Here is a 26,633-nt window from a genome sequence, read left to right as displayed (position 1 = left end):
TGTCGCAACGCATCGGCTCCGTAAGCGTCGTCAATCGCATGATTGCCGTCCGCGCGCGCGCTGCCTATGCCGCGCGGCATGACCGACGCCCTCCCCCTTGCCCAGGCCCTGATCCGGGCAGACAGCGTCACGCCCGCGCGTGGCTCCGTGTTCGACGTGCTGGAGGCCGCGCTGGTGCCGCTGGGCTTCGCCGTGGATCGCTTCACGGTCGGCGAGGAGCCTGACGGTCCGGTCGAGAATTTGTTGGCCACGCGCGGCGGAACGGGCACGCATCTGGCCTTTGCGGGCCATGTCGATGTCGTGCCCGCCGGTGACGGCTGGCAGGGTTCGCCCTTTTCCGGTGAGGTGCGCGACGGTCTGCTCTTCGGGCGCGGCGCGGTGGACATGAAGGGCGCGGTCGCCGCCTTCGTCGCCGCGATCCCTGCCGAGCCGACCATCCCCCTGTCGCTCATCATCACCGGCGACGAGGAAGGCCCCGCGATCTACGGCACCCGTGCACTGATCGACCGGATGGCGGAACTTGGGGTGGCCCCCGACCTCTGTCTGGTCGGCGAGCCGACCTCGGCGCAGCGGCTGGGCGACATGATGAAGATCGGGCGGCGCGGCTCGGTCAACATCTGGATCACCGTCCCGGGGCGGCAGGGGCATGTCGCCTATCCGCATCTGGCCGACAATCCGATCACCCCGCTGATCGCGATGCTGGCCGACATCGAAGGCGTGACGCTCGACACTGGCAATGCCTGGTTCCAGCCGTCCAATATCGAGGTTACCGACCTGCATGTCGGCAACCCCGCGACCAACGTCATTCCGGGCGCAGCGCAGGCGCGCCTGTCGATCCGCTTCAACGACGAACAGAGCGGCGCGGCGCTGGTCGAGCGGATCACAGCCATCGCGCAGAGCCACGCCCCCGCCGCCCAGGTCACTGGCCGCATCTCGGGCGAGGCGTTCCTGACGCAGCCGGGCCCCTTCTCCGCCATGATCGCCGACGCCATTCGCGCCGAGACGGGGATCGAGCCGGAGCTGTCGACCACCGGCGGCACCTCGGACGCGCGTTTCCTGTCGAAGCTGTGCCCGACCGTCGAGTTCGGGTTGCTCAACGCTACGATGCACAAGGTCGACGAGGCGGTCGCGGTCGAGGACCTCCACGCGCTGACCCGCATCTATGCCGGCGTCATCGCTCGCGCGGGCGCCTGAAGACGATATAGAGCGCGCCCTGCCCGCCATGCCGCGGATGGGCACCCCGGATCGCCGCGATCGAATCGGCATGGCGCGAGGCGCCCAGCCAGTCGCTGATCGCCGCACGGATCGCACCGCGCGCATGGGGACGCTCGCTTTCGGGACGCGGCGGCTTGCCCGTCACCAGCAGCAACACCCGGTCGCCGCGCGCGATCGCCCGGCCCAGCCCCTGGTCGAGCAACGCATGTGCCGACGCCAGCGTATGGCCATGCAGGTCGAGCGAACTGTCGGGCATGACGCTGCCCCGCGACAGGCGCTTGTCCCAGCCGCCATCCAGCGTCTCGCCCGGCCCCTTCTTCGGCGCAGGCGGAGGCGCTGCGGGCTGGCGCAACGGCGGCACGCGGCCCTTCACCCGTACCTTGGGCGCGCCGGGCGTTTCCTGGAACACCGCCTCCATGGTCGGCGGCGGCGGCGCGGGTCGGGCGGGCACGATGGCGGCGCGTAAGGGACGCACCGTTTCCATCACCCGCGCCCAGAGATGCGCCTCGTCAGGGTTGAGGGATCGCACCGACCGTCCCGACAGGAGCCGTAATCCCGGCGCGTGCCAGCGTCCCGACCGGCAGCAGCAGGAAGGCCGTGCCCCGTGCCGACATGCCGCCCGCAACCGCTCGCGCCGTATCGCCCGCGCCCCAGAAGGTATCGAAGCGGTTCGATCCCTTGATCGCGCCGCCCGTATCCTGCGCCACCCACAGGCCAGTCGCATCCTGCCGGTCCATCGACAGGAACACCGGCGCGCCCAGCGGCACGAATTTGGGGTCCGCGGCCGCGCTGACCTGCCCCGTCACCGCATAGCCCATCGCCCCCTGCGGCGCGCCGTTCAATTCGCGGAAAAAGACGAAGCTTTTATTCTCGCGCATGATCGCGCGGCCTTCCTCGGGGTGGTCGTGCAGCCAGGCGACGATCCCTTGCATCGAGGTCTGGCCCGGCCCCAGCAGCCCGCGCGCCTTCATCAGCGCGCCGATGCCGGTATAGTCGCGGCCATTCTGCGTATCATAGCCGATCCGCATGATCTCGCCATCGGGCAGCCTCAGCCGCCCCGAACCCTGAATCTGAAGGAAGAATACCTCGACCGGGTCCGCCCCCCAGGCGAGAATCGGCGCACGCCCCTCCAGCGATCCCTGCTCGATCGCGGTCCGGTCGTCATAGGGGACGAGGTTGGTGCCCTGCACCTTGCCGCGTATTTTCTTGCCCTTCAGGTCGGTCGTGAAGGCACCCAGATCGACATCGATCAGGTCGCGCGGCCGGGCATAGATCGGCACCTCATAGCCCGAGCGCCGGTCGCGCGAACCCGCAATCTCGGGCTCGTAATAGCCGGTCGCGAGCGAGCGGCCGTCGCCGACCTGCACCGCCTCGAAATAGCGGGCGAAGAAGTCGCGGGCGCCGCCACGGGGTACGCTGGCGGCGGCCTGGCAAGCGGATTGCCAGTCGGCGCCCTGGGTCAGCCCGCTGGCATCGGTGCGCCGCATCAGGCCGGGGCAGGACAGGAGGAATGCGGCCCGCGCGGCTTCCGCCTGCGGCTCGGTGATCGGCAGCGAGGCGACCGGCGGACCGGCCAGCACACCGGCCTGCGCCGCCGTCACCGCACCGGGAACGGTCACGACGGGGGTGGCGGGCAGCGGCGTGGCGGCGATGATCCGCACCGGACCATCGGGCACGCGCGAAACGCTGGGGCCGCTCGGCTGCACCGAGGAACCGCCCGGCCGGGGGCGCGGTTGCGGTCTGGGCTGGGGCTGCGCTTCGCCGCGCGACGGATAGGGCGCCGACGTGCCCGGCGGAACGATCCGCCCGGCGCAGGCCGACAGGCTGACCGAAAGCGCGACCATGGCCGCGACGCGATACCCCCTCATCGCAGACACTCCCCCGTCAGACCGGATCAGGCTTCGTCAGTGTCGACGAGCTTCCAGTTCGGATCGCCACTCTTCAGCGTTCGGGCGAAGGTCCAGACATCGTGCGTCTCGACCGCATCGCTCAGCGAACCGGCGATCACATGGCCCTCGGCATCGCGCGTCACGGCGGCGATGTCGGCGTCGAAGCGCACGGTGATGCGCGCCTCGCGACCCTCGACCTGCGCATCGACGATCTTCGCGCTCTCGACCCGGATCAGGCGGTTGTCGAGCGTCTGGCCCGCCTCGCGCCGCTGCTCGATCGCCTCGGCAAAGGCGGCCAGCACATCGCGCTCGACCAGATCGGCGAGCGCGTCCTCGTCACCCTTCCAAAAGGCTTCCAGCGTCATGCGATAGGCGGCCTGTGCGCCGTTCAGGAACTGCGCCACGTCGAAACCGGACTCGCCCGCGATCACCGCGCGCAGGCCCTGCTCGGCGCGCGGATCGATGTTGCGGTTGGCGACGGGCGCGGACGCCTGCGCCGCCTCGGTCGCGCGGGGCAGCGTGACGGGCAGCGACCGGTCGTCGGCGCTGCGCGCCAGCGGCTGTTGTTCATGGCCGGTGCGCTTGCCCAGCACGCTATAGAGCCGCAGTGCGAGGAAGAGCGCGACCATCGCGAGAAGAACGACGTAGAATAACAACACAGGCGCCTTTCACTATCGTGACCGATATAGGCGCAGCAGCCGACAATGAAAACCCGGCCTCCCGACGAAGAGGGCAAGGTTGAAACCATGCCGACCCGCTGCTACGCGCAACGGCCATATGGCCGAACGCGTGAACATGCCGTTTCGGTCCCTTAAGGGTCTATACTCAATCAGGACGGGGTCGTGACGGAGCCGATTTTGGTTCAGGGCAAGAAGCGAGGAGCGGAGCGATGCAATCGCATCGTGACCGACGAGCGACGTCGCCCTGGGCCAAAATCGGCCCGCCGCTTTGGCGGTCGCCCGCTGGAAGGCGCTGGTCGGCGTCGCTTGCTTGCAGGTAGCGCTGCTACCTGCCGCGCCGCGCTCCTTGCCAGCGCCTCCCAGCGGGCGATCACGATCCCCGTCCTGATTGGGTATAGACCCTACCCCCTTTGATCTTACGCAAGAAGGTAGCGACGATGGACGAACAGGGTTTGCCGCAGGGCTTTGAAGCGCCGAACGGCGACGATGCCGGCCCCGCCGCCGGTATGATCTCGCAATATGTGAAGGACCTGTCGTTCGAGAACCCGAACGCGCCCGCCATCTATCAGGCGCAGACCGCGCCCGGCATCGACGTGCAGTTCAACATCTCGGCGGCGCAGGTCGGCGAGGAAGTCCATGAGCTGACGCTGAAGATCGAGGTTCGCGCCGAGTCCGAGGGCAAGACCGCCTTCATCGTCGACCTCAGCTATGCCGGTCTCTTTGGCTTCCGCAACGTGCCCGCCGATCAGATCCAGCCCTTCATGCTGGGTGAAGCGCCACGCCTGCTCTTCCCCTTCGCCCGCCGCGTGCTGGCCGATGCGGTGCGCGACGGCGGCTTCCCGCCCCTGATGCTGGAGCCGATCGACTTCGCACAGCTGTACCTGCAGCAGGCGGATGCGCAAGGAGGTGCGCAGCCGAACACCCCGGAAACCGGCCACGCCTGATCCGGACTGACAGATGAACCTGACCAAGGCGCTGGGCTCGGTCGGCGGGCTGACTCTGGCCAGCCGCGTGCTTGGTCTGGTTCGCGACTCGCTGTTCTTCCGCTTCGTGGGCGCGAACTTCGCCTCCGACGCGTTCCAGATCGCGTTTCGCCTGCCCAACATGTTCCGCGCCCTCTTCGCGGAGGGCGCCTTTTCCGCCGCCTTCATCCCGATGTTCAACCGCAAGGTGGCAGAGGGGGACAAGGCGGCGGAGGGCTCGGGCTTGGCGCATGGCCTGGCCTTTGCCGAGAATGCGCTCTCGGTCCTGCTGCCCGTGCTGATCGTCATGACCGCGATCGTCGAGCTGGCCGCCTGGCCCGTCACCTGGGTCCAGACCTTCGGTTACGGCAAGGGCACGCCTGCGCAGTTCGACTATATCGTCCTGCTCAACCGGCTGACCTTTCCCTATCTGCTGTTCATCAGCCTGGTGTCGCTCTTGGGCGGCATCCTCAATTCGCTGCACCGCTTCTGGGTGAATGCGGCCGCGCCGATCCTGCTCAACCTGACGCTGATCGTAGCCCTTCTGTTCTTCCACTCGCACGAACCGATGGCGACCGCCCGCAACCAGGCGATCGCGGTGACGGTGGCAGGCATCCTGCAATTCGTCTGGCTGTGGTGGGCGTGCCGCCGCGCTGGCGTCCGGTTGCGGCTGAAGCGGCCGGTCATCAACGACGACGTCAAGCGCCTGATGAAGCTGATCCTGCCCGCCGCCGCCGGGGCGGGCGCGGTGCAGATCAACCTCGTCATCTCGACCGCCCTCGCCGCCCGCTTCCTGCCCGAAGGCTCGGTGTCCTATATCTATGCCGCCGACCGGCTGAACCAGCTGCCGCTGGGGCTGATCGGCATTGGCCTCGGCACCGTCCTCCTCCCCACCGTCTCGCGCCTGCTGGGGGCGGGCAAGGAGGTGGAGGCGATGGAGATGCAGAACCGGGGCATGGAGCTGGCGCTGCTGCTCACCCTGCCCGCCACCGTCGCGCTGGTCGTCTGCGGCCAGCCCATCGTTGCGGCACTGTTCCAGCATGGCAAGTTCAACGCGACCAACAGCTATTATACCGCGCAGGCGCTGGCCGCCTTTTCGATCGGGCTGCCCAGCTACATCCTCGTGAAGGTGCTGACGCCGGGCTATTATGCCCGCACCGACACGCGGACGCCGGTGCGCTATGCGACCTGGTCGATGCTGGTCAATCTGGTGCTGAACCTGATCTTTATCTGGTGGCTGGGCCATATGGGGCCGCCGCTGGCGACCGCCATCGCGTCCACGGTCAATGTCGTGCTGCTCTATCGCACGCTGGCGCGGCGCGGGCATTTCGTGGCCGATGCACAGCTGCGCCGCCGCAGCTGGCGGATGCTGCTCGCCGCGATCCTGATGGGCGGGGCGATGGCGCTGCTCAATGCGCGGTTCCAGCCCTATGTAACGGGCACCAACCTCGAGCGCTGGGGCGCGCTCATCATACTGGTCGCGACGGGGATGCTGGTCTATGCGGTCGCCACCTTCGCGACGGGCGCCTTCCGTCTCGGAGACATCAAGCGGCTCGTTCGCCGCAACAGTTGAGGACCATCATGCGCGTCGTTTCCGGCATCAAGCCCACGGGCAACCTTCATCTCGGCAATTATCTGGGCGCCGTGAAGCAGTGGGTGGCGATGCAGGACGACATCCAGGCGAAAGGCGGCGAGACGATGTACTTCATCGCCGACCTGCACGGCCTGACCGAATGGATCGCGCCCGAGGCGATGGCGGCCAACACCATCGAGATGACCGCAACGCTGATCGCGGCCGGGATCGATCCCGAACGCTCGATCCTGTTCAATCAGACCCGCGTGCCGCAGCATAGCGAGCTGAGCTGGCTGCTGAACAATGTCGCGCGCGTCGGCTGGCTGAACCGCATGACCCAGTTCAAGGACAAGGCGGGCAAGAACCGCGAGGGCGCCAGCGTCGGGCTGTACGACTATCCCGTGCTGATGGCCGCCGACGTGCTGCTCTACAACGCCACGCATGTGCCGGTCGGAGAGGACCAGAAGCAGCATCTGGAACTGGCGCGCGACATCGCGACCAAATTCAACAACGACTATGGCCGCGAGCTCTTCACCCTGCCCGAGCCGTTCATCAGCAAGGCGGCACCGCGGATCATGAGCTTGCGCGACGGTGCGTCGAAGATGTCCAAGTCCAATCCGTCGGAAATGTCGCTGGTCAAGCTGATAGACTCCGATGACCAGATCGCCGAGAAATTCCGCAAGGCCAAGACCGACGCGGACGTCCTGCCCGACACGATGGAGGGGCTGGAAGGCCGGGCCGAGGCGCGCAACCTCATCACCATCTACGCCGCGCTGTCCGATCGCGATCCGGCCGAGGTGCTGACACAGTTCGCAGGCCAGGGCTTCGGTGCGTTCAAGCCCGAGCTGGCCGATCTGGCGGTCGCCAAGCTGGGTCCAATCCGCGAGCGGCTGACCCAGCTGCTCGACGATCGCGGCGAAGTCGGTCGTATCCTGGAGCGCGGTGCGGAAAAGGCCCGCGATCTGGCCGCCCCGCTGCTGCTCGACGTGCAGCGGACCATGGGGTTGCAGATCTGATGATCCCCCACCCCGTCACCAAGGTCCCCAGCCGGATCATGGTGATGGGGCCACCGGGCAGCGGCAAGTCGACCCTGGCCCGTATGCTGGGCGAGCAGTTGGATTTGCCCGTGTGGCACGCCGATGCTCTGTTCCATGGCCCCGGCTGGGCCGCTCGCCCGCGCGAAGACTTCATCGCCGACATGGCCGCCCTCGCTGCCCGGCCCGCCTGGGTGATCGACGGCAATTATTCCAGCGCGCATTACGGCCCCGCAATCACCGACCGGCTCGCCCGTGCCGAATGGATCATCCTTCTCGACCTACCCCGCCGCATCACGATCCCGCGCGTCCTGCGGCGCGTGGCCCGCTACCATGGGCAGCAGCGCCCCGACAGTGCACCGGGATGCCCGGAACAGCTGGACCGAGAGTTCTTGCTTTATTGCTGGCACTGGCGACGGGCGGTGCGGCCGGGGATATTGCGGGTGCTGGCGGAGGTGGAGGATCGGGTAATCCGCTATGATCGGACACTGCCGCTCACGCGGGTGATGGCGGATTTGGGCCGAACGGATTCCCTTGGCCTTCGACTTCGCTCAGGCTGAACGGGGTTTCGGATAGAACCCCATTCCCTCCCGCCGTTCAGCCTGAGCGAAGTCGAAGGCCACGCCCCGACCTCACCCAAACGAACCTCAGCCTTCCAGTTCCTTCATCAACACCCGCACCGCATTGTCGATATCGCGGTCGGTATCGCGCAGTTCCTCGATCTTGCGCACCGCATAGATCACCGTCGAGTGATCGCGCCCACCGAACTTGCGGCCGATCTCGGGCAGCGAGCGGGTGGTCAGGCGCTTGGCGAGGTACATGGCGATCTGGCGCGGGCGGGCAATCGCGCGCGCCCGGCGGGCCGAAACCAGGTCGAGCGGCTTCAGCTCGAAATGGCGGCTGACCAGCTTCTGGATTTCGTCGATGGTGATCCGACGTTGCGCGCCCCGCAGCACCTCGCCCAGCGTGGCGACGGCGAATTCCATGTCGATCTTGTCGCCGGTCAGCTGCGCATAGGCGACGACTCGGTTCAGCGCGCCTTCCAACTCGCGGATATTGCCGCGAATCCGTGACGCCAGCAGATCCAGCACATCGGTCGGCACCTGGATCTCGGGGAGATCGGCGACCTTGCGGTTCAGGATCGTGCGGCGCAGCGTCAGGTCGGGCGCCTTGATGTCGGCGACCAGACCCGCGCCCAGACGGCCGATGATGCGCGGCTCGACACCGTCCAGCGACTGGGGCGAACGGTCGGCCGAGATGACAAGCCGCTTGCCCGCTCCGACCAGCTCGTTGACCGTATGGAAGAATTCTTCCTGGGTCGAATCCTTGCCCGCGATGAACTGAAGATCGTCAATCAGCAGCAGATCGGCGGAGCGCAGCCGCGACTTGAAGCTGTGCGTATCCCGCGCACGCATCGCGGCCACGAAATCGAACATGAACCGCTCGGCCGACATGCACAGCACGATCGCCTCCGGGTGCGACTCGAGAAAGGCATGCGCGATGGCGTGCATCAGGTGGGTCTTGCCCTGCCCCGTGCCGCCATGGAGGAACAGCGGGCTGAAGCGCGGCGGCCCCGGCTCGGCAAGCGAGAGCGCGGCGTTGAACGCGACGCGGTTCGACGAGTCTACCACGAAGCGATCGAAGGTCAGGCGCGGGTCGAGCGGCGGCCGATCGGCGGGCACGCGCAGCGCGGCGGCCGGGGCGGCGGCGACAGGCGCAGGAGCCGCGGCCTTGGCCCGCGATGCCGGGCGCGGGGTCGCGGCGGGGGCCGGGGCCGGGACCCCGAACAGCGAGGGCTGATCGTCCTGCTCGACCGGCTGCGACTCGACCGCACGAGGCGCGGCCGCCACGGGACGCGGGGCGGGCGCAGCGTCGAGCGTCTCGACGCTGGTCAGCCGCGCGACCTTGCTCGGCGCGCGGGTCTCGATGACGACCGAGCGGATCTCGGGCAGCACAGCCTTGAATTCCAGGTGCAGGCGGTCGGCATAATGGCTGCGCACCCAGTTGGTCGCAAAGGCCGAGGGCAGCGCCAGACGGACCGTGTCGGGCTCGTCACCCTCGATCAGCTCCATGGGCTTGAGCCACTGGTCGAACAGGCGGGCACCGGCCGATTCGCGCAGGTTCGCGCGGACGCGCGCCCAGGCACGAGCCTGGTCCGTCGTCGGTCGCGTTGCCTGCCAATTCGTCACCCACGCACTCCACTTTTGCCGACCCCCATCATGGGCGGTCGGGCCCCTGTTCCACTCGGCGACACGTAGCCCATCGGCGAATCAAACGGATTCGGCCCGGTCTGTCACTTCGCTATGTCCATGACGCGGGGCACGAAGCACCGCCGCTGGGAAACCGATTATGAGCGATGACGGGGTCCGATCAAGACCATGTCCGGCCATAAATCTGAAATAAACCGGATTGACAGGCAAAAGCCCGCAGAAACCCGTCCAACTATCTCACAACCCGTTGAAATCGTTAGATATTAACCAAGACGCGCGACAGCCGCCCGAAACCCGAATCACTCGAATCGCGGATAAAGCTGGCGTTGCGCGAAACGCGGGATTGTTCCCACGGATCACGTTCCGCAAAGCGTTAATGAATGAATGAAAGGCGCACGAAAAAACCCGCCGGGGGACCGCCCCCGGCGGGTTTCATTCGTCGCGAAACCGAGAGGCTTAGGCCAGTGCGGCGATACGCTTCGTCAGGCGCGAGAACTTGCGCGCGACGGTGTTCTTGTGCAGCACGCCCTTGGCGACGCCACGGGCCATTTCCGGCTGCGCCGCGGCCAGAGCGACCGTCGCGCTTTCCTTGTCACCGGCGGCCAGGGCGGCTTCGACCTTCTTCACGAAGGTACGGATGCGGCTGACGCGGTTGCCGTTGATGACGGCGCGACGCTCGTTGCGACGGATACGCTTTTTGGCCTGCGGCGTGTTCGCCATGAAAACCTCTAAATCTCGATCAAAAGGGATAGCGGCGCGACGCACCAGCTTTGAAGCCGCCGCCCTTACCGACTGGCGGGCATCCCGTCAACTGCGCTGGCAGGTCGCACACCAGAAAGTCGAGCGCCCCGAATCGGTTCGCCGCCGGACGATCGCGCCGCATTCGCAGGCGTCGCCCTCTCGGCCATAGACCCGCCACTCCTTCGAGAAATAGCCCAATTCGCCGTCCGGCCGCACATAATCGCGCAGGGACGAGCCGCCCGCCAGGATCGCGGCCTCCAGCACGGCCCGGATCGCCTCGACCAGCCGGACGAGTCGCGCCTTGGATATCTGCCCGCCCGCGCGGCCCGGCGCGATCCGGGCCATGTGCAGCGCCTCGCACACATAGATATTGCCCAGGCCCGCCACGATCCGCTGGTCGAGCAGCATCGCCTTGATGGGCGCCGCCCGCCCCTCCAGCGCCTGGGCCAGATAGTCGGCGGTGAAATCCGGTCCTAAAGGCTCCGGTCCCATCGCCAGGAACGGCGGATAGCTGGCCAGTTCGGCGGTCGGCCACAGGTCGACAAAGCCGAATCGCCGGGGATCGTTCAGCGCCAGCCGCCGTTCCGCATCGGTTTCCAGCAGCAGATGGTCGTGGCGCTGCGGCTCGCCCGGATCGATCCGCCAGCGCCCCGACATGCCGAGGTGAAAGACCATGGTGTCGCCGCGATCGGTGTCGATCAGGCCATATTTGGCGCGGCGGCCGAGCGACGTCACCGTCGCCCCCGTCATCCGCTGGCGCAGGTCCGCAGGAAAGGGATGGCGCAGGTCGGGGCGGCGCGGCTCGACCAGCGTCAGCCGCGCCTCCGCCAGCACCGGGGTCAGGCCGCGGACCGTGGTTTCGACCTCGGGAAGTTCGGGCATCGGTTCTCTGTCTGGGTTTCCTTAGGCAAACAGCTAGGTAGCGTTTGCCCCGCCAGCAAGGTCGGGCTAGGGCAAGCCGATGAGCGATACCGTCTCCTTCGGCTATGAAGATGTGCCCCGCGACGAAAAGGTCGCCCGTGTCGGCAGCGTGTTTACCAACGTCGCCGCCAAATATGACCTGATGAACGACGCCATGTCGGGCGGCATGCACCGGCTGTGGAAGGACCGCTTCGTGCGCCGGGTGAAGCCGCGTAGCTCCGACCAGATCCTCGACATGGCGGGCGGCACCGGCGACATCGCCTTCCGCCTGGCCGAGTCGGGCGCGAGCATCACGGTGGCCGACATCAATCCGGCGATGCTGGAGGTCGGCATGAAGCGCGCGGCGGAGCGCGGGCTCGACGGGCTGGTCTGGACCGAGGCCAATGCCGAGCAGCTGACCTTCCCCGACAAGTTCTTCGACGCCTATACGATCGCGTTCGGCATCCGGAACGTCACCGATATCCCGGCGGCGCTCAAGGAAGCGCACCGGGTGCTGCGGCGCGGCGGGCGGTTCTTCTGCCTGGAATTCTCGACCACCGTCTGGCCGGGCTTTTCGGAAGTGTACGACGCCTATTCGCACAAGCTGGTGCCCAAGCTGGGCCAGATGCTGGCGGGCGATGCCGACAGCTATCGCTATCTGATCGAATCGATCCGCCGCTTCCCCGACATGCCGACCTTCGAGGGGATGATCCGCGAAGCAGGTTTCGTCGAGACTAAGGTCGAGCCGATCATGGGCGGCCTGGTCGCGATCCATTCGGGCTGGAAGATTTGATGCGAGGACGTCTGGGCGGGTTCGCCCTGTGACGCAGCCGGTGGTGCATCTCTGGCGTCTGCTCAAATGGGGGCGGACGCTGGCGCGGCATGGCGCGCTCCAGGGGATCGAGCGCGATCCCAACACGCCCGCGCCCGTGCGGCGGCTGGCGCGTGTCGCCCGCTTCGGCGCGCGCGTGCCCGCCAAGCCTGCCTATGCGGATGCGTTCCAGGCGATCGGCCCGGCGGCGATCAAGCTGGGCCAGACGCTGGCGACTCGGCCTGATCTGGTCGGCGACGATGCCGCGCACGACCTGTTGCGACTTCAGGACCAGCTGCCCCCCGTCCCCTTCGCGACGATCTGCGCCGCGATGGAAGCGAGCATGGGTCGCCCGCCCTCGCACTTCTTTTCTTCGATCGAGGAGGTGCCGGTCGGTGCCGCGTCCATCGCGCAGGTCCACCGTGCGATCACGACCGATGGCCGCACCGTCGCGGTCAAGGTGCTGCGCCCCGGCGTCGAGGAGGACTTCGCCCGCGCCATCGACACCTATCAATGGGCCGCCGCCCAGGTCGAGGGGATGAGCGGCGAGGCCGCGCGCCTGCGCCCGCGCCTGACGGTCGAGAATTTCCGCCGCTGGACCCTGCGCGAGCTGAACTTCCGGCGCGAGGCGGCGAGCGCCTCCGAACTGGCCGAGGCGATGACCGCCGAGCCCGATTTCGTCGTGCCGCAGATCGACTGGCAGCGCTCGACGGCCAAGGTGCTGACGGTCGAGTGGATCGACGGGATCAAGCTGTCCAACCGACAGGCGCTGGTCGAGGCGGGCTATGACCTGCCGCATCTGGCGCAGACGCTGGTGCGGGCTTTCCTGCGCCAGGCGATCGCCGAGGGCTTCTTCCACGCCGACATGCACCAGGGCAATCTGTTCGCCTTGCCCGGCAACAAGATCGCCGCGATCGACTTCGGCATCATGGGCCGGATCGACCGGCGCGCGCGGGTGTGGCTGGCCGAGATCCTCTATGGCCTGATCACCGGCAACTATAAGCGCGTCGCCGAGATCCATTTCGAGGCGGGCTATGTGCCCGCCCACCACAATGTCGCGGAGTTCGCGACCGCGCTGCGGGCGGTGGGCGAGCCGATGCGGGGGCTTCCCGTCAAGGACATGTCGATCGGCATGATGCTCGACGGCCTGTTCTCGATCACTCGAGACTTCGACATGGTGACGCAGCCGCATCTGCTGCTGCTGCAAAAGACCATGGTGATGGTCGAGGGCGTGGCGACCAGCCTGGACCCCGACATCAACCTGTGGGACTCGGCCGCGCCCTTCGTTCGCGAGTGGATCAGGACCGAACTCGGCCCCGAGGCCAAGATCGCCGACCGTCTGATCGAGGATGTGCAGACGCTCGCCCGCCTGCCCGAATTGGTCCGCCGGATCGAGGCGCGCTACCCCGCGCCGGGTGGCGAACCGCCCGCCCCGCCGCTCAAGCAGATCGAGGTCGTGCGGATCGGCGGCGGCTGGCGCTATGCGCTGATCTCGATGCTGTCGGCGGCCGCCGGGGTCGCGGCCACCTTCGCCGTGCTTCGGTAGGATGCTGGGGTAGGCATGCCGGGCAGCGCGCCCTCCCTACCCTCGCGCCGCACGTCGCGGCCGCTCTGGCTGAGCCAGCCGGGGCGGTTGTCGGGCATGGCGCCGCCCGTCGCGATCGGGGTGCTGGCGATGCTGATCGTGCTGATCGCGGCTATGCTATTGACCGGCGGCGAGCCCGATGCCGTTTCGGACCGCCTGCCCCCGGTTTCGGCCGCGATCCTCGACCATGTGCGGCACGGGCAGGATTTCTATTCGGCCGCGATCGATGCGCTGCGTGAGAATGGACGACCGCTGCGCCCCGTCCTGCTGGCGGTGCCATTGCCCGCGCTTCCCGTGACGCTTTCCCTGTTGCCGCCGCCGGTCGACCATGTGTTGCTCGTCCTGCTGGGCCTCGCCGTGGTCGCGGGCTGGGCGCGGCGCTGCTGGCCACTGTTCGAGGGACGGGGTCCCCGCGCCTTGGCGATCGTCCTGCTGGTCGCCGGGCTTTATCCCGCGCTCGACCGGGCGATGGTATCGGTGCCCGAGGTCTGGGCCGCGCTACTGATCGCGCTATCGCTGGTGCAGCGGCGGCCCGATGCCATGCCGACCGCGGTCGCGCTGGGGCTGGCGGCGATGATCCTCAGCCCCGTGGCGCTTCTCCATGCGCTGCTGATGGGGTTTCTCGCCTGGCGCGCGGGGGCCGAGCGCGAGGCGACCGGGTGGATCGGTGCGACCGCGCTTGCAATGATCCTCTACGCGGCGCACGCCCACCGACTGAACGCGATGGTCGGCCCGATCGACCCCGCGATCGCCTCGCCGATCGCGTTCCAGTCGCCGGGCGAATGGCTGGCGGTCATCGCCTCGGCCAGCGGAGTCGGGGTGTTGCCGGTCGTGATCGCCATACCATTGGGGCTGCTCGCGGCGCTGGGCTGGGCGCATTGGCGGCAACCCGTGGCGCGCCGGGCGGGGATCACGCTCGCCGCCTATGCGCTGTTCGGCCTCATCACCGGCGGACTCGCCTTTGCGCTGGTGGTGGCCCCGCTATTGTTCCTCGGCGTCGTTTTCGCCCCCGATGCGGTTCGCGAGCTGATCGCCGCCGCGCGCGACCGGCGACGCATCACCGTGACGCGAGTCGTGCGATGAGCCATGTCCTGTTGATCGTCGGGGGCGGGATCGCCGCCTATAAGAGCTGCGAGCTGATCCGCCTGCTCCGCAAGGCCGGGCATAGCGTCCGCTGCGTCCTGACCGAGGGGGGCAGCCATTTCGTCACGCCGATGACGCTCGCCGCGCTCTCGGAAAATCAGGTCTTCACCACGCTCTGGGACCTGAAGGACGAAGCGGAGATGGGGCATATCCAGCTCAGCCGCGAGGCCGATCTGGTCGTAGTCGCGCCGGGCACTGCCGACCTGATCGCGCGCATGGCGAACGGCCATGCCGATGATCTGGCGACGACCCTGTTGCTCGCCACCGATACGCCGGTGCTGGTCGCGCCCGCAATGAACGTCCGCATGTGGCTGCATCCCGCCACCCAGCGCAACGTGGCGCAGCTGCGCGCCGATGGCGTCGAAGTGATGGATCCCGAAGAAGGCGCGATGGCGTGCGGCGAGTTCGGTCCCGGCCGCCTGCCCGAGCCGCCCGCGATCCTGGCGGCGATCAAGGCGAAGCTCGCCCCCGGCCATCGCCCGCTGGCGGGACGGCATGTGCTGGTGACGGCGGGTCCGACCCATGAGCCGATCGATCCGGTCCGCTACATCGCCAACCGCTCCTCGGGGCGACAGGGTTTTGCAGTCGCGGGCGCGCTGGCGGCCTTGGGCGCGCGGGTGACGCTGGTCGCCGGGCCGGTGACGCTGCCAACCCCGGCGGGCGTTACCCGCGTAAATGTCGAAACCGCACGCGACATGGCCCAGGCGGTCACCGGGTCGCTGCCCGCCGATGCCGCCGTGATGGTCGCCGCCGTCGCCGACTGGCGGGTGGAGGCGGCGGAACAGAAGGTGAAGAAGGACGGCGGCGGCGCCCCTGCGCTGACGCTGGTCGAGAATCCCGACATCCTCGCCACCGTGGCTGCCGCGCCCGACCGCCCCGCGCTGGTCGTCGGCTTCGCGGCCGAGACCGAGCATGTCATCGATCATGCCGTTGCCAAGCGCCTGCGCAAGCGCGCCGACTGGATCGTCGCCAACGACGTATCGGGCGACGTGTTCGGCGGCGAGGCGAACCGCGTCCACCTCGTCACCGCCGATGGCGTCGAGAGCTGGGAACGGATGGGCAAGGACGCGGTGGCCAGGGGGCTCGCGCAACGTATCGCGGATGCGCTACAAGCACGGTCATGACGACCGCACCAATCTCCATTGCCATCAAATATTTGCCCCATGGCGAGGGTCTTCCCCTGCCCGCCTATGCCACCCCCGGCGCGGCGGGCATGGACGTGGTCGCCGCCGAGACGCTGACGCTGGAGCCCGGCAAACGCGCCGCTATCGCCACCGGCTTCGCCATCGCGATCCCGCCGGGTTATGAGGTGCAGGTGCGCCCGCGTTCCGGTCTGGCGCTGAAACACGGCATCACCTGCCTCAACACGCCCGGCACGATCGACGAGGATTATCGCGGCGAGGTGAAGGTGATCCTCGCCAATCTGGGCGACCAGCCGTTCGAGGTGGTACGCGGCGAGCGCATCGCCCAGCTCGTCCCCGCCCCCGTCCAGCGCGCCACCCTAACCGAAGTCGACGAACTCGACTCGACACAGCGGGGTGATGGCGGCTTCGGATCGACCGGGCGGTGATCGCGGCGCTGCTCCTCGCCGCCGCTGCGGCTCAGGCGATCGCGCCGGCATCGCCAGTGGCGCCGGTGCCCCCGCTGACCACCCCCGGCACGGCCGAGCCGCCGCATGACTGGTCGACGCTGGGCGTGCTCACCCTGCCGCCTGCCGGACCGGATATGGTCCGTTTCGTTCGTGACGAAGTGGCGGCGGGGCGTTGCACCCGCGCCCGGCAGGACGACGCGCAGATGGTGCTGGTCGTGCCGCTCGCCATCCGGATCAGCGCCGACGGCAACGCCGACAGCGTGGTGCCGCTGGCCATCGGCTGCCCGACGGTCGAACAGTTCAGCGCGGGCGCGGCACAGCGCATGGTGCGCCACCTGGCGCACCGCACCATGATCCCGGGCGATCGCTGGTATCGGGCGGTCATCACCTATACCTGGCCGGGTACGGGGCCGGGATGATCCTGAGCGACGACGAACTTGCCCGTTACGCCCGCCACATAGTCCTCCGCGAGTTCGGCGGCGGCGGGCAGCTGAAACTGAAACAGGCCAAGGTCGCGGTGATCGGCGCGGGCGGCATCGGCTCCCCCGCCATCCAGTATCTGGCGGCGGCGGGCATCGGATCGCTGGTGCTGATCGACGACGATGTGGTCGAGCCGTCCAACCTGCAACGCCAGACCATCTTCACCACCGACGATCGTGGCACGCCCAAGGTCGAGGCCGCCGCCGCCCATGTCGCGCGGCTGAACCCGCATGTCGCGGTCACGACGCACCGGACGCGCGTGACCCCGGACAATGCCGCCGCGCTGATCGAAGGCGCCGACGTTGTGCTGGACGGTTGCGACAATTTCACGACCCGGCTGGCGGTGGCCGATGCCGCGCTGGCACAGCGAGTGCCCCTCGTCTCGGCGGCGGTCGGGCAGTTCGAGGGGCAGTTGGCGGTTTATCGCGGCTGGGAAGCCGACAAACCCTGTTATCGCTGCTTCGTCGGCGATGCGGCCGACGAGGCCGGGCTGACCTGCGCCGATGACGGTGTGCTGGGGCCGGTGACGGGGGTGATGGGCAGCCTCGCCGCACTGGAAGCTCTACGCGCCGCCGCACCGTTCGGGCGGGACAGCGCGGGCAGCATCCTGATCGCGGACATGCTGACGATGCGTTTCCGTACGCTCGCCCTGCCCAAGGACCCCGGCTGTCGCTGCGCCCATGCGCGGACGGTGGCGGCATGAGCGCGCGACCGACGCCGCCGCCCGGCTGGTTCGACTGGACGGGAGACAAGGGCTGGATCGGGCAAGTCACCGGCCTGCCCGACAGCACGCTGCACGCCTATGCAGGGATGGCGATCCTGACCCTGTCGGCGCTGGTCATGCGGCGCAAGCCCTGGGACTGGCGGTGCTGGCTGACCGTGCTGGTCATCGAGTCGATCAACGAAGCCTATGACCTGCTCCAGCCCTTCTACGCCACGGATGAAGGCAATCTGCCCGCCAGCTGGTTCGACATCTGGAACACGATGCTGTGTCCGACGGTGATCCTGCTGACCTTCGGCTGGCTCGCGCGGCGGGGTGAGAAGCAGAAGCATTAATGCTCATTCCTCCCCTCGCAGGGAAGGTGGCAGGCCGAAGGCCTGACGGAGGGGTGTCGCGCTCGGTGAGAGCGGGTCTCACTCGCAACCGGCTACACCCCTCCACCAGCTTCGCTGGTTCCCCTCCCCTTGCAGGGGAGGAATAAAAAGGGGCGGTAGCCTTTCGGCCCCGCCCCTCTTCAACCACGTAGAAACCCTATCAGCCGAGCAGGTTCTTCGCGAACTCGCGCACCGCCGGGCCGATATCCTCGCGCGCCAGACCCAGCGCCAGGTTGGCGGTCAGCCAGCCTGCCTTGTCGCCGCAGTCGTAACGCTGCCCGTCGAAGGTGAAGCCGTGGAAGGGCTGGTTGCCGATCAGCTTGGCCATCGCATCGGTCAGCTGAATCTCGCCGCCCGCACCCGGCTCCTGCGCGTCGAGGATCTGCATGACCTCGGGCTGGAGGATGTAGCGGCCGGGGATCATCAGGTTCGACGGCGCCTTGCCCTTGGGCTTTTCGACCAGCGCGGTCACTTCGGTCAGGCGACCGTCCTGCTTGCCAGGCGAGATGATGCCGTATTTGTCGGTCTCGCTGTCGGGCACTTCCAGCGCGCCGATGACGTTGCCGCCGACCTGGTCATAGGCCTCGACCATCTGCTTCATGAAGCCGCCGACCATCAGTTCGTCGGGCAGCAGCACCGCGAAGGGCTCGTCGCCGACGATCTCACGCGCGCACCACACCGCATGGCCCAGGCCCAGCGGCTCCTGCTGGCGGACATAGACGGGGCTGCCCGGCTTCTGGCGAATGCCCTCGACCACCGCGAGGCTCTTGCCGCGCGCCTTCATCGTGGCTTCGAGTTCGTAGGAGATGTCGAAATGATCCTCCAGCGCACCCTTGCCGCGGCCGGTGACGAAGATGATCTGCTCGATCCCCGCTTCCAGCGCTTCCTCGACGGCATATTGGATCAGCGGCTTGTCGACGACGGTCAGCATTTCCTTCGGCATCGACTTGGTCGCGGGCAGAAAGCGCGTCCCCAGACCGGCCACCGGAAAAACAGCCTTGCGAACCTTCTTGATCGTCATGAAACCTCCCTGGATCGATATGCCTCTAGCCGGATCGCGCGGCGCAACATAGCCTTGCGCTGCCGGGATGCGATTAGGGTGTCCTTAAAAGCGACAGGTTACGAATCGCCCGATGACGCGCCCCCCCATCCTCATCATCTTCGGCACAAGGCCGGAGGCGATCAAACTGTTCCCTGTTATCAGGGCGTTGCGTAGCGCCAACGCGGCACCCGTGCGGGTGTGCGTGACCGCGCAGCATCGCGGGATGCTGGATCAGGTGCTCGCCATTGCCGACCTGACGCCGGATCACGATCTGGACCTGATGGAGCCAGGCCAGTCGCTCGACCGGCTGACCGCGCGGCTGCTGACCGGGCTGGGCGAGGTGATGGATACCGAGTGTCCGGCGATGGTGGTCGTGCAGGGCGACACCGCGACCGCCATGGCGGGAGCGCTGGCCGCTTACTATCGAAAGGTGCCGGTCGCGCATGTCGAGGCGGGCTTGCGTTCGGGCGACATCTATCAGCCTTGGCCCGAAGAGGTGAACCGGCGGATGATCGCGCCGATCGCCGCGCTCCACTTCGCCCCGACCGAAACCGCCGCCGCCGCGCTCCGCGCCGAGGGCATCGATCCGGCCAAGGTCCATGTCACCGGCAACAGCGTGATCGACGCGCTGCATTGGACGAAGGCGCGGATCGCGGCCGATCCGACGCTGGCGGCGGGTCTCGATCCCGTGTTGGCGCGGCTTGAGGGCAAGCGGATCGTCCTGGTCACGACCCATCGGCGCGAGAATTTCGGCGACGGCATGGCCGCGATCGCCCGCGCACTGCGTCGGATCGCCGAGCGCCCGGATGTCGGCATCCTCTTCCCCATGCACCCCAACCCCAATGTCGTGGCGGTGATGGACGAGGTGCTGGGCGACCACCCCGCCATCGCTCGGATCGCGCCGCTCGATTATCCGCAATTCGTCCGCGCGCTCGACGCCGCGCATATCGTGCTGACCGACTCGGGCGGCGTGCAGGAGGAAGCGCCCGCGCTCGGCAAGCCGGTGCTCGTCATGCGCGAGACGACCGAACGTCCAGAAGGCGTCGCGGCGGGCACCGCCCGGCTGATCGGTACCGACGAGGACCGGATCGCGGCGGAAGTCTTCGCGCTGCTCGACGATGCCGATCGCTACGCCGCCATGGCGCGCGCGCACAACCCGTTCGGCTCCGGCGATACCGCCGACCGGATCAACAGGATCATGACCCATGCCCTTGGACTCTGAACTCTCGGTCACGGTGATGGGGCTGGGCTATATCGGCCTGCCCACCGCCGCCGTCATCGCGCGGACCGGCGCGATGGTGACGGGCGTCGACGTCACCCCTTCTGTCGTCGAGACGATCAATTCGGGGCGCGTCCATATCGAGGAGGTCGACCTCGACGGCCTGGTGTCCGGCGTCGTTGCGCGCGGCAGCCTGAAGGCCTCGCTGACCGTCGCACCGGCCGATGTCTTCGTCATCGCGGTGCCCACCCCCTTCACCGACGATCGCCAGCCCGACATCACCTTCGTCCTCGACGCCGCGCGCGCGATCGCCCCGGCGCTCAAGAGCGGCGATACGGTGATCCTGGAATCGACCTCGCCCGTCGGCACGACCGAGCAGGTCCGCGACCTGATCGCGCGCGAACGCCGCGACCTGAAGCTGCCCGGCGCCACCCGACCGGGCGAGCAGGCCGACCTCGCCATCGCCTATTGCCCGGAGCGGGTGCTGCCCGGTCGTATCCTGGTCGAGCTGATCGACAATGACCGCGTCATCGGCGGCATCACCCCACGCTGTGCCCGCAAGGCACTGGCCTTTTACCGGCGCTTCGTGCGCGGGGCTTGCGTCACCACCACGGCGCGCGCCGCGGAAATGACCAAGCTGACCGAGAACGCATTTCGCGACGTCAACATCGCCTTCGCCAACGAACTCAGCCTGGTCGCGGACACGCTGGGCGTCGATGTGTGGGAGGTGATCCGGCTGGCCAACCGCCACCCGCGCGTCAACATCCTGTCGCCCGGTCCCGGCGTCGGCGGCCACTGCCTCGCGGTCGACCCGTGGTTCCTCGTCGCCGCCGACCCCGCCAACACCCCGCTGATCCGCACCGCGCGAGAGGTGAATGACGGCAAGACCGACCATATCATCGCGCGCGCCGCCGCGATGATTGAGGCGCAGGACGGGCCGGTCGCCTGTCTCGGCCTCGCCTTCAAGGCCAATATCGACGACTTCCGCGAAAGCCCCGCGCTGAAGGTCGCTGCCGCGCTTGCCGCCCGATTCGGCGAACGCGTCCATATCGTCGAGCCTTATGCCACCACCCTGCCCCGCGCTTTCGACGGAACGGGCGCGCGGCTGATCGACATCGACACCGCGCTGGAAACTTGCGGGGCGATGATCGTTCTGGTCGACCACGACATCTTCCGATCCGTTCCGCTCGACGAGCGTCGGGGCAAGACCGTTCTGGATACGCGCGGGCTGTGGCCCGACCAGAGCTGACGCCCCATCGCATTGCGCGCGCGCACGGTCGGGACTAAGGACAACCGCCTGTAGCGGATAACAAACCATCCATGCTTGCCAAGCTCCTGAATTTACGAAAGCGCGTTCCTGATTTCGTACCCGCCATGGTGCTCGGTCTGCGGGTCTATGCCGTCGGCGATATTCATGGTCGGCTGGACCTGCTCGATGCCATCCTGACCCGGATCGATGCCGACCATGCGGCGCGCCCTCCCGCCGAGCGGCACATCATCTTCCTGGGCGATCTGGTCGATCGTGGCCCCGATTCGGCCGGGGTGGTGGAGCGGATTCGCGGCCTCTGTGCGGGTGATTCGCAAATCCACTGCATCATGGGCAATCACGAAGAGATTTTCCTCCGCGCGATCGAAGGCGACGATAAGGCGCTGCGGCTGTTCTGCCGAATCGGCGGCCGCGAGACGATGCTGAGCTATGGCGTCGCGGCCGAAGACTATGAGCGCCTCGACTATGCGGAGGTTACGGAGCGGTTGAACGCCATCGTGCCGCCCGAACACCGCGCGTTCCTGGAGAATCTCAAGGAGATCATGGTCCTGGGCGATTATGCCTTCGTCCATGCGGGCGTCCGCCCCGGCATCCCGATCGCCGAGCAGAAGCTGGCCGAAACCCGCTGGATTCGTGATCCTTTCCTGGATCACCGCGCCCCGCTCGAAAAGATGGTGGTCCATGGCCATACCGTCGCGGAAGAGGCAGAAATCCTGCCGCACCGCATCGGCATCGACACCGGCGCCTATCACAGCGACCGCCTGACGGCGCTGATGCTGGAAGACCAGACGCGCACGATTTTTTCTACCTGACGCCTCTTTACCGAGCCGAAACGTTTGTCGGGCATTTCGTTTCGCGGCAAAGCAACGTATAGCCACAGAGCGGTAAAGTAATGTTGCATTGCCGCATCAGTGTGGGAGCATAACTGTCCCATACTCGTTGGTGGGGTTGCCTTGGGACGGTCTGCGTGCCATGGCTCCGCTGACAAATTTTAAGGGAGTTCGACATGCGTCTTGGGAAGTTTCTCGTCGCCGCTGCCGCCGTTTCGATGACCGTCGCCCCGGCGATGGCTGCGAACCCGGCTGCCAGCCTTTCGGTTTCGAAGTCGGTCCGCGCTTCGGCTCCGGCCGCCAAGAAGAACGGCCTGGCCGGCGGTGGCATCCTCGTCGCCGTCCTGGCGGCTGCTGCCGTCGTTGCTGGCATCGTCGTGGTCGCCGATTCGGACGACAACGCCGACAGCAACTAAGTTGCTTCAGCCATACGGCTGAAAGGAATAGCGGCCTTCGGGCCGCTATTTTTTTGTCTGGCGCAGATGGACATTCGGTGGCCGGAGGGGGCCATTGCAATCGAGAGGCGCGATCCGGCGCCACCCAGACCGATGACGCCCAAAACCGGATGGCCCCCCCCCTAACAGCCCCTCGCCAGCCAGACCCCATCACCCCCGGCCCGTAACCAGCAATATGGCATGTCCGGCGTGACAGGAAACTGTGCTCACTTAGCGTGGGCGGACAGTCGGTTCCTCGGAACTGTTACCGAGCCCTCCCCCAATCCATTACAGGGCCTGCCCCGCTCGCGGGCGGAAGCAGCAACCATCCCGCGAAAGCCCGTCCAATTGGAGCGGCCATGGCAGGGCAATCCGATCGTTGCACACCAGGCCCGACCTTCGCCGGGCCCCACATAGGATCGGGAAAGCTGCGCCTTCTTGTCACGGTAGGATAGAAACAGCGCGCTTAGAGGCACCTCTCGGCGCCAAAGCATGTTTGGGGCGGATCAGGCCAACCCCTACGTCACGCCCCCCTTCTTCCCCGCAACGCAAAATCGCCGGAAACCTATGGGGCTCCGGCGATCTCGATCCGAATCGGAAAGGCTTTGCGCGATGCGACGCCTTAGCGGGGCGACGGTGCGCCGGGGGCACCGCCGGGCATGGCGCCCGCACCCGCTCCGCCCATCATCGACTGCTGCGCCTGCATCTGCCGCAGGACCGATTCGGGGATGAAGTCGATCATATCGACATCGAACACCAGTTCCGAATTGGCCGGGATCGGGCCGTTCGCATGGTTGCCATAGCCAAGCTTGGCAGGCAGCCAGAAACGGTACTTCGACCCCTTGGGCATCAGCTTGAGCGCTTCGGCGAAGCCGGGCAGCACGCTCGACAGCGGCATCGGCGTCGGCTGCTTCGAGGCGTCGAAGACCGTGCCGTCGATCAGGCGGCCGGTATAGTTCACCAGCGCTACATCGGTCGCGGTCGGGAGAGCGCCACCCTGACCCGGCTCGATCACCTTGTACTGAAGGCCCGACGCGGTCGTCGTGACACCGGCACCGCGCGCCTCGCGCAGCAGTGCGGCGTCACCCTGACGCGCCAGCAGAGCGGCAACGACGACGGCCGCCACCACCGCAACCCATATCCAGACCAGATAGGAACGCCGGACGGGACGAAGGGGAACAGCGGTTACGGACATGCCTGTTTCTCGCTCTGTGCGTGGGCGTTCAGGAAAGGCGGCGCTCGAAGCGCGGGCCGAGTCACTTTGATGCGAATCGACCGGTGCCGGACCGCGCCGCTGCCCCTCGCATGATGCGAAGGAACGCGGCACCATCCGGCGATACGCTTACCGGGCGCCGTCGCGCTCGGCGCGCTTGCGCTCCAGCTTGCGGGCACGACGCACGGCCGCTGCACGCTCACGAGCGCGCTTTTCCGAGGGCTTCTCGTAATGGCGACGGAGCTTCATTTCGCGATACACGCCTTCCCGCTGCAGCTTCTTCTTGAGCGCGCGAAGGGCCTGATCCACATTGTTGTCGCGAACGATGATCTGCATAAAAACGAATTGCTCCGGCAAAACAGGATAAAGCGGCCGCAGAACAACTGTGGCCGCATCGTCGGGCGCTCCTAGCAGCGCGGTCGCCCGATTACAACCCGTCGGATCGCAAATCGCTCCGCCGCCCGGCGTGCTCGGTTCGTCGCCGATACCCCGATATGAACGCGCTTGTCATGTGGCGGCCATGCTGCGGTGATCCGCCGCCCCCTAGAAGCACCGATGTCCGGCTAACTCCCGTATGCCGGACACCCTGACATGTTCATGGGCCTTCCAGGTCCAGGAACGATCGACACGGTGCCTCCCCTGTCACCGCGTCAGCCCCGGCTCCGGTACCCGCCGGACCGGGGCCTCTTTCGGGCAAGAGCCGACATGGCTAAGGCATCCGCCATGACCGCACCCGCCACTCCGCTGATCCTGTACAACAGCCTGACCCGCGCGCCCGAGCCGTTCCGACCGATCGATCCGGCCAATGTGCGCGTCTATTCCTGCGGCCCAACCGTTTATAATTATGCGCATATCGGCAATCTGCGCGCCTATGTCTTTACCGACACGCTGTCGCGCGTGCTGCGCTGGAAGGGCTGGCCTCTCACCCATATCATCAACATCACCGATGTCGGCCATCTGACCTCCGACGCCGATGCGGGCGATGACAAGATGGAGGCCGCCGCCAAGAAGAGTGGCCAGGATATCTGGGCGATCGCCGCGCATTACACCGAAGCCTTCAAGCGCAACCTGAAGGATCTGGGCATTGCCGAGCCGACCCGCTTCCCGCTGGCGACCGAGCATGTCCCCCAGATGATCGACTTCGCCAGGGCGATCGAGGACAAGCACTGCTATAGGCTGCCCGACGGCCTGTATTTCGACGTGACGACCGTGCCCGATTATGGCCGCCTCGCCCGGCATCAGGACGACGAGGGCGAGAGCCGGATCGATCCCGTCGCGGGCAAGCGGCACCCGGCCGACTTCGCCATCTGGCGCGCCTCCGCGCCGGGCGAGAATCGACAGATGGAATGGGACAGCCCCTGGGGTCCGGGCGCGCCGGGCTGGCATCTGGAATGCTCGGTGATGAGCAAGCAGTATCTGGGTACGCAGTTCGACATCCATACCGGCGGCATCGACCACCGCGAGATCCATCACCCGAACGAGATCGCGCAGAATCAGGCGCATAGCTGCACCCCCGATAGCGGCGCCAATATTTGGATGCACAACAACTTCCTGGTCGACCGCACCGGCAAGATGTCCAAGTCGTCGGGCGAGTTCCTGACGCTCCAGGCGCTGATGGATCGCGGCTTCCACCCGCTCGCTTACCGCCTGATGTGCCTCCAGGCGCATTACCGCTCAGAAATGGAGTTCGGCTGGGATGGCCTCGCCGCTGCGCAGGTGCGCCTCAAGCGGCTGGTGCAGACGGTCGAGGGGCTTCGTGCCCGCGCCGATGCGCCGGAAAAGGGCGATGCGGCTCCCTATCGCGAACGGCTGGATGCCGCGCTGTCGGACGATCTGGCGACGCCGCGCGCGCTGCCCGTGCTGGACGAGATGCTGGGCGACAAGAAACTGTCGCCGGGCGTGCGACTCGCGGCACTCGCTGATTTCGATGCGACACTGGGGCTGCAACTGGCGACGCTGACCCGCGCCGACCTGCGCACCCGGCCGAAGAACGCCACGCTGGACGAAACAGCCATCGAGGCGCAGCTGGTCGAACGACGCGCGGCAAGGGCAGACAAGGATTTCGCCAAGAGCGACGCTATTCGCGACACGCTGCTCGCCGCCGGGGTAGAGGTGATGGACGGCGATCCGCTGGGCTGGGACTGGAAGCCGGTACTGCCGGAGGGTTGAGAATACCTATTCCTCCCCTGGCAGGGGAGGTGGCAGGCCGAAGGCCTGACGGAGGGGTGTCCCGCTCTCGATGGCGGGGACACCCCTCCACCATCTTGCGGATGGTCCCCCTCCCCTTATCCCCTGGCAGGGGAGGAATTGTAAAAATACCGCTCAACGCCGTCCGCGCGGGGATCGCATCCGCAGGCCGATGAACAATATGGTCGGCCAGAACATGGTGTTGGCGATGTCGCCCAGTGTATCGTCCCAACGCCACGATCCATAATGCAGCCGGTCGAGGATTTCGTTCCCCGCCTCGGCCAGCGCGACGCAGGCGAGCGGGATTGGGGTGGATAGCGATTTGCGGGTCAGGACGCGCGCCAGGAACAGCACCGCCATGCCCGCATGGACGTGCAACAGGCTGTCGGCCATGCCGGTGCCGTCGCCGATCCACTGGATGAAATCGGCATAGCGTTGGGGAATATCCATGTCCGCCGCTTGCCCCGGCAGGCCGCGACTTACAATCCCGCATGTCATAATGAAAAGGCCCGCAATCCGCCGGGGGGAGATT

General features: G+C 67.2%; 28 protein-coding genes. 18 read left to right on the top strand and 10 right to left on the bottom strand.

The genetic code is table 11. The features are described 5' to 3' along the window. The first annotated feature begins 78 nt into the window (after positions 1-78). Positions 79-1,194: a succinyl-diaminopimelate desuccinylase gene (dapE, locus tag KV697_RS18060; protein WP_219019362.1), complete on the top strand. Its 1,116-nt coding sequence runs from the start codon at positions 79-81 to the stop codon at positions 1,192-1,194. Here the strand turns inward: dapE and KV697_RS18055 are convergent. The 3 genes from KV697_RS18055 to KV697_RS18045 are packed head-to-tail and all read right to left on the bottom strand — an operon-like array spanning position 1,172 to position 3,733. Continuing rightward, positions 1,172-1,699: a Smr/MutS family protein gene (locus KV697_RS18055; protein ID WP_056429900.1), complete on the bottom strand. Its 528-nt coding sequence runs from the start codon at positions 1,697-1,699 to the stop codon at positions 1,172-1,174. The genes dapE and KV697_RS18055 overlap by 23 nt on opposite strands. Before the next feature lie 25 nt (positions 1,700-1,724). Further along, positions 1,725-3,083: a murein transglycosylase A gene (locus KV697_RS18050; protein ID WP_257575428.1), complete on the bottom strand. Its 1,359-nt coding sequence runs from the start codon at positions 3,081-3,083 to the stop codon at positions 1,725-1,727. A 26-nt stretch (positions 3,084-3,109) separates the two neighbouring features. Beyond that, positions 3,110-3,733, bottom strand: coding sequence for a Tim44/TimA family putative adaptor protein (locus KV697_RS18045; RefSeq protein ID WP_257575886.1), 624 nt, complete (start codon positions 3,731-3,733; stop codon positions 3,110-3,112). A 488-nt stretch (positions 3,734-4,221) separates the two neighbouring features. Between KV697_RS18045 and secB the strand changes: the two genes are divergently transcribed. From secB to KV697_RS18025, 4 genes are read left to right on the top strand one after another with little or no spacing between them, the layout of a single operon-like run. Further along, complete coding sequence (gene secB, locus KV697_RS18040) at positions 4,222-4,728, top strand: protein-export chaperone SecB (protein WP_219019360.1); 507 nt, start codon at positions 4,222-4,224, stop codon at positions 4,726-4,728. Between the two features lie 13 nt (positions 4,729-4,741). After that, positions 4,742-6,319 (top strand): murein biosynthesis integral membrane protein MurJ, encoded by a 1,578-nt coding sequence (gene murJ, locus KV697_RS18035; RefSeq protein WP_219019359.1) that lies wholly within the window; start codon positions 4,742-4,744, stop codon positions 6,317-6,319. Positions 6,320-6,327: 8 nt separating this feature from the next. Continuing rightward, a complete protein-coding gene (gene trpS / locus KV697_RS18030; RefSeq protein ID WP_219019358.1) occupies positions 6,328-7,335 on the top strand; it encodes a tryptophan--tRNA ligase in 1,008 nt (335 codons plus the stop codon). After that, complete coding sequence (locus KV697_RS18025; protein ID WP_219019357.1) at positions 7,335-7,913, top strand: hypothetical protein; 579 nt, start codon at positions 7,335-7,337, stop codon at positions 7,911-7,913. Before trpS ends, KV697_RS18025 begins: the two co-directional genes overlap by 1 nt. Before the next feature lie 87 nt (positions 7,914-8,000). Here KV697_RS18025 and dnaA read toward each other — a convergent pair whose 3' ends face one another. From dnaA to mutM, 3 genes are all read right to left on the bottom strand, one after another. After that, positions 8,001-9,542, bottom strand: coding sequence for a chromosomal replication initiator protein DnaA (gene dnaA, locus KV697_RS18020; protein WP_219019356.1), 1,542 nt, complete (start codon positions 9,540-9,542; stop codon positions 8,001-8,003). A gap of 477 nt (positions 9,543-10,019) precedes the next feature. Next, the gene (rpsT, locus tag KV697_RS18015; protein WP_219019355.1) at positions 10,020-10,283 is read right to left on the bottom strand and encodes a 30S ribosomal protein S20; all 264 of its coding nucleotides are present in this window, start codon (positions 10,281-10,283) and stop codon (positions 10,020-10,022) included. A gap of 87 nt (positions 10,284-10,370) precedes the next feature. Beyond that, a complete protein-coding gene (mutM, locus tag KV697_RS18010; protein WP_219019354.1) occupies positions 10,371-11,186 on the bottom strand; it encodes a bifunctional DNA-formamidopyrimidine glycosylase/DNA-(apurinic or apyrimidinic site) lyase in 816 nt (271 codons plus the stop codon). A gap of 79 nt (positions 11,187-11,265) precedes the next feature. On the opposite strand from mutM, the gene KV697_RS18005 reads away from it, so the two are divergent. The 8 genes from KV697_RS18005 to KV697_RS17970 are packed head-to-tail and all read left to right on the top strand — an operon-like array spanning position 11,266 to position 17,870. Next, entirely contained in the window at positions 11,266-11,997 is a 732-nt protein-coding gene (locus tag KV697_RS18005; protein WP_219019353.1) for a class I SAM-dependent methyltransferase, read from the top strand. A gap of 28 nt (positions 11,998-12,025) precedes the next feature. Next, entirely contained in the window at positions 12,026-13,561 is a 1,536-nt protein-coding gene (ubiB, locus tag KV697_RS18000) for a 2-polyprenylphenol 6-hydroxylase (protein WP_219019352.1), read from the top strand. Positions 13,562-13,576: 15 nt separating this feature from the next. Continuing rightward, entirely contained in the window at positions 13,577-14,683 is a 1,107-nt protein-coding gene (locus tag KV697_RS17995; protein WP_219019351.1) for a hypothetical protein, read from the top strand. Further along, entirely contained in the window at positions 14,680-15,867 is a 1,188-nt protein-coding gene (coaBC, locus tag KV697_RS17990) for a bifunctional phosphopantothenoylcysteine decarboxylase/phosphopantothenate--cysteine ligase CoaBC (RefSeq protein ID WP_219019350.1), read from the top strand. The genes KV697_RS17995 and coaBC overlap by 4 nt, the downstream gene beginning before the upstream one ends. Beyond that, positions 15,864-16,313: a dUTP diphosphatase gene (dut, locus tag KV697_RS17985; RefSeq protein ID WP_219019349.1), complete on the top strand. Its 450-nt coding sequence runs from the start codon at positions 15,864-15,866 to the stop codon at positions 16,311-16,313. The genes coaBC and dut overlap by 4 nt, the downstream gene beginning before the upstream one ends. Further along, positions 16,310-16,753, top strand: coding sequence for a hypothetical protein (locus tag KV697_RS17980; protein ID WP_219019348.1), 444 nt, complete (start codon positions 16,310-16,312; stop codon positions 16,751-16,753). Before dut ends, KV697_RS17980 begins: the two co-directional genes overlap by 4 nt. Continuing rightward, complete coding sequence (locus KV697_RS17975) at positions 16,750-17,517, top strand: HesA/MoeB/ThiF family protein (RefSeq protein ID WP_219019347.1); 768 nt, start codon at positions 16,750-16,752, stop codon at positions 17,515-17,517. The genes KV697_RS17980 and KV697_RS17975 overlap by 4 nt, the downstream gene beginning before the upstream one ends. Then, a complete protein-coding gene (locus KV697_RS17970; RefSeq protein WP_219019346.1) occupies positions 17,514-17,870 on the top strand; it encodes a hypothetical protein in 357 nt (118 codons plus the stop codon). Before KV697_RS17975 ends, KV697_RS17970 begins: the two co-directional genes overlap by 4 nt. 199 nt (positions 17,871-18,069) lie before the next feature. On the opposite strand, the gene galU is transcribed toward KV697_RS17970, so the two are convergent. After that, the gene (galU, locus tag KV697_RS17965; protein ID WP_219019345.1) at positions 18,070-18,930 is read right to left on the bottom strand and encodes a UTP--glucose-1-phosphate uridylyltransferase GalU; all 861 of its coding nucleotides are present in this window, start codon (positions 18,928-18,930) and stop codon (positions 18,070-18,072) included. 112 nt (positions 18,931-19,042) lie between these two features. Here galU and wecB point away from each other — a divergent pair, with 112 nt between their 5' ends. The 4 genes from wecB to KV697_RS17945 all read left to right on the top strand — a co-directional run bounded on the left by wecB (position 19,043) and on the right by KV697_RS17945 (position 22,683). Beyond that, positions 19,043-20,173 carry a non-hydrolyzing UDP-N-acetylglucosamine 2-epimerase gene (wecB, locus tag KV697_RS17960; protein WP_219019344.1) on the top strand — a complete coding sequence of 377 codons (1,131 nt, stop codon included), beginning with the start codon at positions 19,043-19,045 and terminating at the stop codon, positions 20,171-20,173. Then, on the top strand, positions 20,157-21,419 hold the full coding sequence (gene wecC / locus KV697_RS17955) for a UDP-N-acetyl-D-mannosamine dehydrogenase (protein ID WP_219019343.1): 1,263 nt from the start codon (positions 20,157-20,159) through the stop codon (positions 21,417-21,419). Before wecB ends, wecC begins: the two co-directional genes overlap by 17 nt. A gap of 125 nt (positions 21,420-21,544) precedes the next feature. Then, positions 21,545-22,249 (top strand): metallophosphoesterase family protein, encoded by a 705-nt coding sequence (locus KV697_RS17950; RefSeq protein ID WP_257575427.1) that lies wholly within the window; start codon positions 21,545-21,547, stop codon positions 22,247-22,249. 194 nt (positions 22,250-22,443) lie between these two features. After that, complete coding sequence (locus KV697_RS17945) at positions 22,444-22,683, top strand: hypothetical protein (RefSeq protein WP_219019341.1); 240 nt, start codon at positions 22,444-22,446, stop codon at positions 22,681-22,683. 640 nt (positions 22,684-23,323) lie between these two features. On the opposite strand, the gene KV697_RS17940 is transcribed toward KV697_RS17945, so the two are convergent. Both KV697_RS17940 and rpsU read right to left on the bottom strand, forming a co-directional pair. After that, complete coding sequence (locus KV697_RS17940) at positions 23,324-23,896, bottom strand: FKBP-type peptidyl-prolyl cis-trans isomerase (RefSeq protein ID WP_219019340.1); 573 nt, start codon at positions 23,894-23,896, stop codon at positions 23,324-23,326. Between the two features lie 147 nt (positions 23,897-24,043). Next, positions 24,044-24,250: a 30S ribosomal protein S21 gene (gene rpsU, locus KV697_RS17935; protein ID WP_007404630.1), complete on the bottom strand. Its 207-nt coding sequence runs from the start codon at positions 24,248-24,250 to the stop codon at positions 24,044-24,046. A 387-nt stretch (positions 24,251-24,637) separates the two neighbouring features. Between rpsU and cysS the strand changes: the two genes are divergently transcribed. Next, entirely contained in the window at positions 24,638-26,083 is a 1,446-nt protein-coding gene (cysS, locus tag KV697_RS17930; RefSeq protein WP_219021488.1) for a cysteine--tRNA ligase, read from the top strand. Between the two features lie 153 nt (positions 26,084-26,236). Here the strand turns inward: cysS and KV697_RS17925 are convergent, their stop codons facing one another. Beyond that, the gene (locus KV697_RS17925; protein WP_219019339.1) at positions 26,237-26,551 is read right to left on the bottom strand and encodes a hypothetical protein; all 315 of its coding nucleotides are present in this window, start codon (positions 26,549-26,551) and stop codon (positions 26,237-26,239) included. Positions 26,552-26,633 lie beyond the last annotated feature (82 nt).

This window comes from Sphingomonas sanguinis, from assembly GCF_019297835.1.
Taxonomy (GTDB): Bacteria; Pseudomonadota; Alphaproteobacteria; order Sphingomonadales; family Sphingomonadaceae; genus Sphingomonas; species Sphingomonas sanguinis_D.
This window is presented reverse-complemented; position numbering and strand designations above follow the sequence as displayed.

Excerpts from the sequence above, each read along its gene's own strand:
- dapE (WP_219019362.1), top strand. The coding sequence starts at position 79 with ATGACCGACGCCCTCCCCCTTGCCCAGGCCCTGATCCGGGCAGACAGC.
- KV697_RS18055 (WP_056429900.1), bottom strand. The coding sequence starts at position 1,699 with ATGGAAACGGTGCGTCCCTTACGCGCCGCCATCGTGCCCGCCCGACCC.
- KV697_RS18050 (WP_257575428.1), bottom strand. The coding sequence starts at position 3,083 with ATGAGGGGGTATCGCGTCGCGGCCATGGTCGCGCTTTCGGTCAGCCTG.
- KV697_RS18045 (WP_257575886.1), bottom strand. The coding sequence starts at position 3,733 with ATGGTCGCGCTCTTCCTCGCACTGCGGCTCTATAGCGTGCTGGGCAAG.
- secB (WP_219019360.1), top strand. The coding sequence starts at position 4,222 with ATGGACGAACAGGGTTTGCCGCAGGGCTTTGAAGCGCCGAACGGCGAC.
- murJ (WP_219019359.1), top strand. The coding sequence starts at position 4,742 with ATGAACCTGACCAAGGCGCTGGGCTCGGTCGGCGGGCTGACTCTGGCC.
- trpS (WP_219019358.1), top strand. The coding sequence starts at position 6,328 with ATGCGCGTCGTTTCCGGCATCAAGCCCACGGGCAACCTTCATCTCGGC.
- KV697_RS18025 (WP_219019357.1), top strand. The coding sequence starts at position 7,335 with ATGATCCCCCACCCCGTCACCAAGGTCCCCAGCCGGATCATGGTGATG.
- rpsT (WP_219019355.1), bottom strand. The coding sequence starts at position 10,283 with ATGGCGAACACGCCGCAGGCCAAAAAGCGTATCCGTCGCAACGAGCGT.
- mutM (WP_219019354.1), bottom strand. The coding sequence starts at position 11,186 with ATGCCCGAACTTCCCGAGGTCGAAACCACGGTCCGCGGCCTGACCCCG.
- KV697_RS18005 (WP_219019353.1), top strand. The coding sequence starts at position 11,266 with ATGAGCGATACCGTCTCCTTCGGCTATGAAGATGTGCCCCGCGACGAA.
- KV697_RS17995 (WP_219019351.1), top strand. The coding sequence starts at position 13,577 with ATGCCGGGCAGCGCGCCCTCCCTACCCTCGCGCCGCACGTCGCGGCCG.
- coaBC (WP_219019350.1), top strand. The coding sequence starts at position 14,680 with ATGAGCCATGTCCTGTTGATCGTCGGGGGCGGGATCGCCGCCTATAAG.
- dut (WP_219019349.1), top strand. The coding sequence starts at position 15,864 with ATGACGACCGCACCAATCTCCATTGCCATCAAATATTTGCCCCATGGC.
- KV697_RS17975 (WP_219019347.1), top strand. The coding sequence starts at position 16,750 with ATGATCCTGAGCGACGACGAACTTGCCCGTTACGCCCGCCACATAGTC.
- KV697_RS17970 (WP_219019346.1), top strand. The coding sequence starts at position 17,514 with ATGAGCGCGCGACCGACGCCGCCGCCCGGCTGGTTCGACTGGACGGGA.
- galU (WP_219019345.1), bottom strand. The coding sequence starts at position 18,930 with ATGACGATCAAGAAGGTTCGCAAGGCTGTTTTTCCGGTGGCCGGTCTG.
- wecB (WP_219019344.1), top strand. The coding sequence starts at position 19,043 with ATGACGCGCCCCCCCATCCTCATCATCTTCGGCACAAGGCCGGAGGCG.
- wecC (WP_219019343.1), top strand. The coding sequence starts at position 20,157 with ATGCCCTTGGACTCTGAACTCTCGGTCACGGTGATGGGGCTGGGCTAT.
- KV697_RS17950 (WP_257575427.1), top strand. The coding sequence starts at position 21,545 with ATGGTGCTCGGTCTGCGGGTCTATGCCGTCGGCGATATTCATGGTCGG.
- KV697_RS17945 (WP_219019341.1), top strand. The coding sequence starts at position 22,444 with ATGCGTCTTGGGAAGTTTCTCGTCGCCGCTGCCGCCGTTTCGATGACC.
- KV697_RS17940 (WP_219019340.1), bottom strand. The coding sequence starts at position 23,896 with ATGTCCGTAACCGCTGTTCCCCTTCGTCCCGTCCGGCGTTCCTATCTG.
- rpsU (WP_007404630.1), bottom strand. The coding sequence starts at position 24,250 with ATGCAGATCATCGTTCGCGACAACAATGTGGATCAGGCCCTTCGCGCG.
- cysS (WP_219021488.1), top strand. The coding sequence starts at position 24,638 with ATGACCGCACCCGCCACTCCGCTGATCCTGTACAACAGCCTGACCCGC.
- KV697_RS17925 (WP_219019339.1), bottom strand. The coding sequence starts at position 26,551 with ATGGATATTCCCCAACGCTATGCCGATTTCATCCAGTGGATCGGCGAC.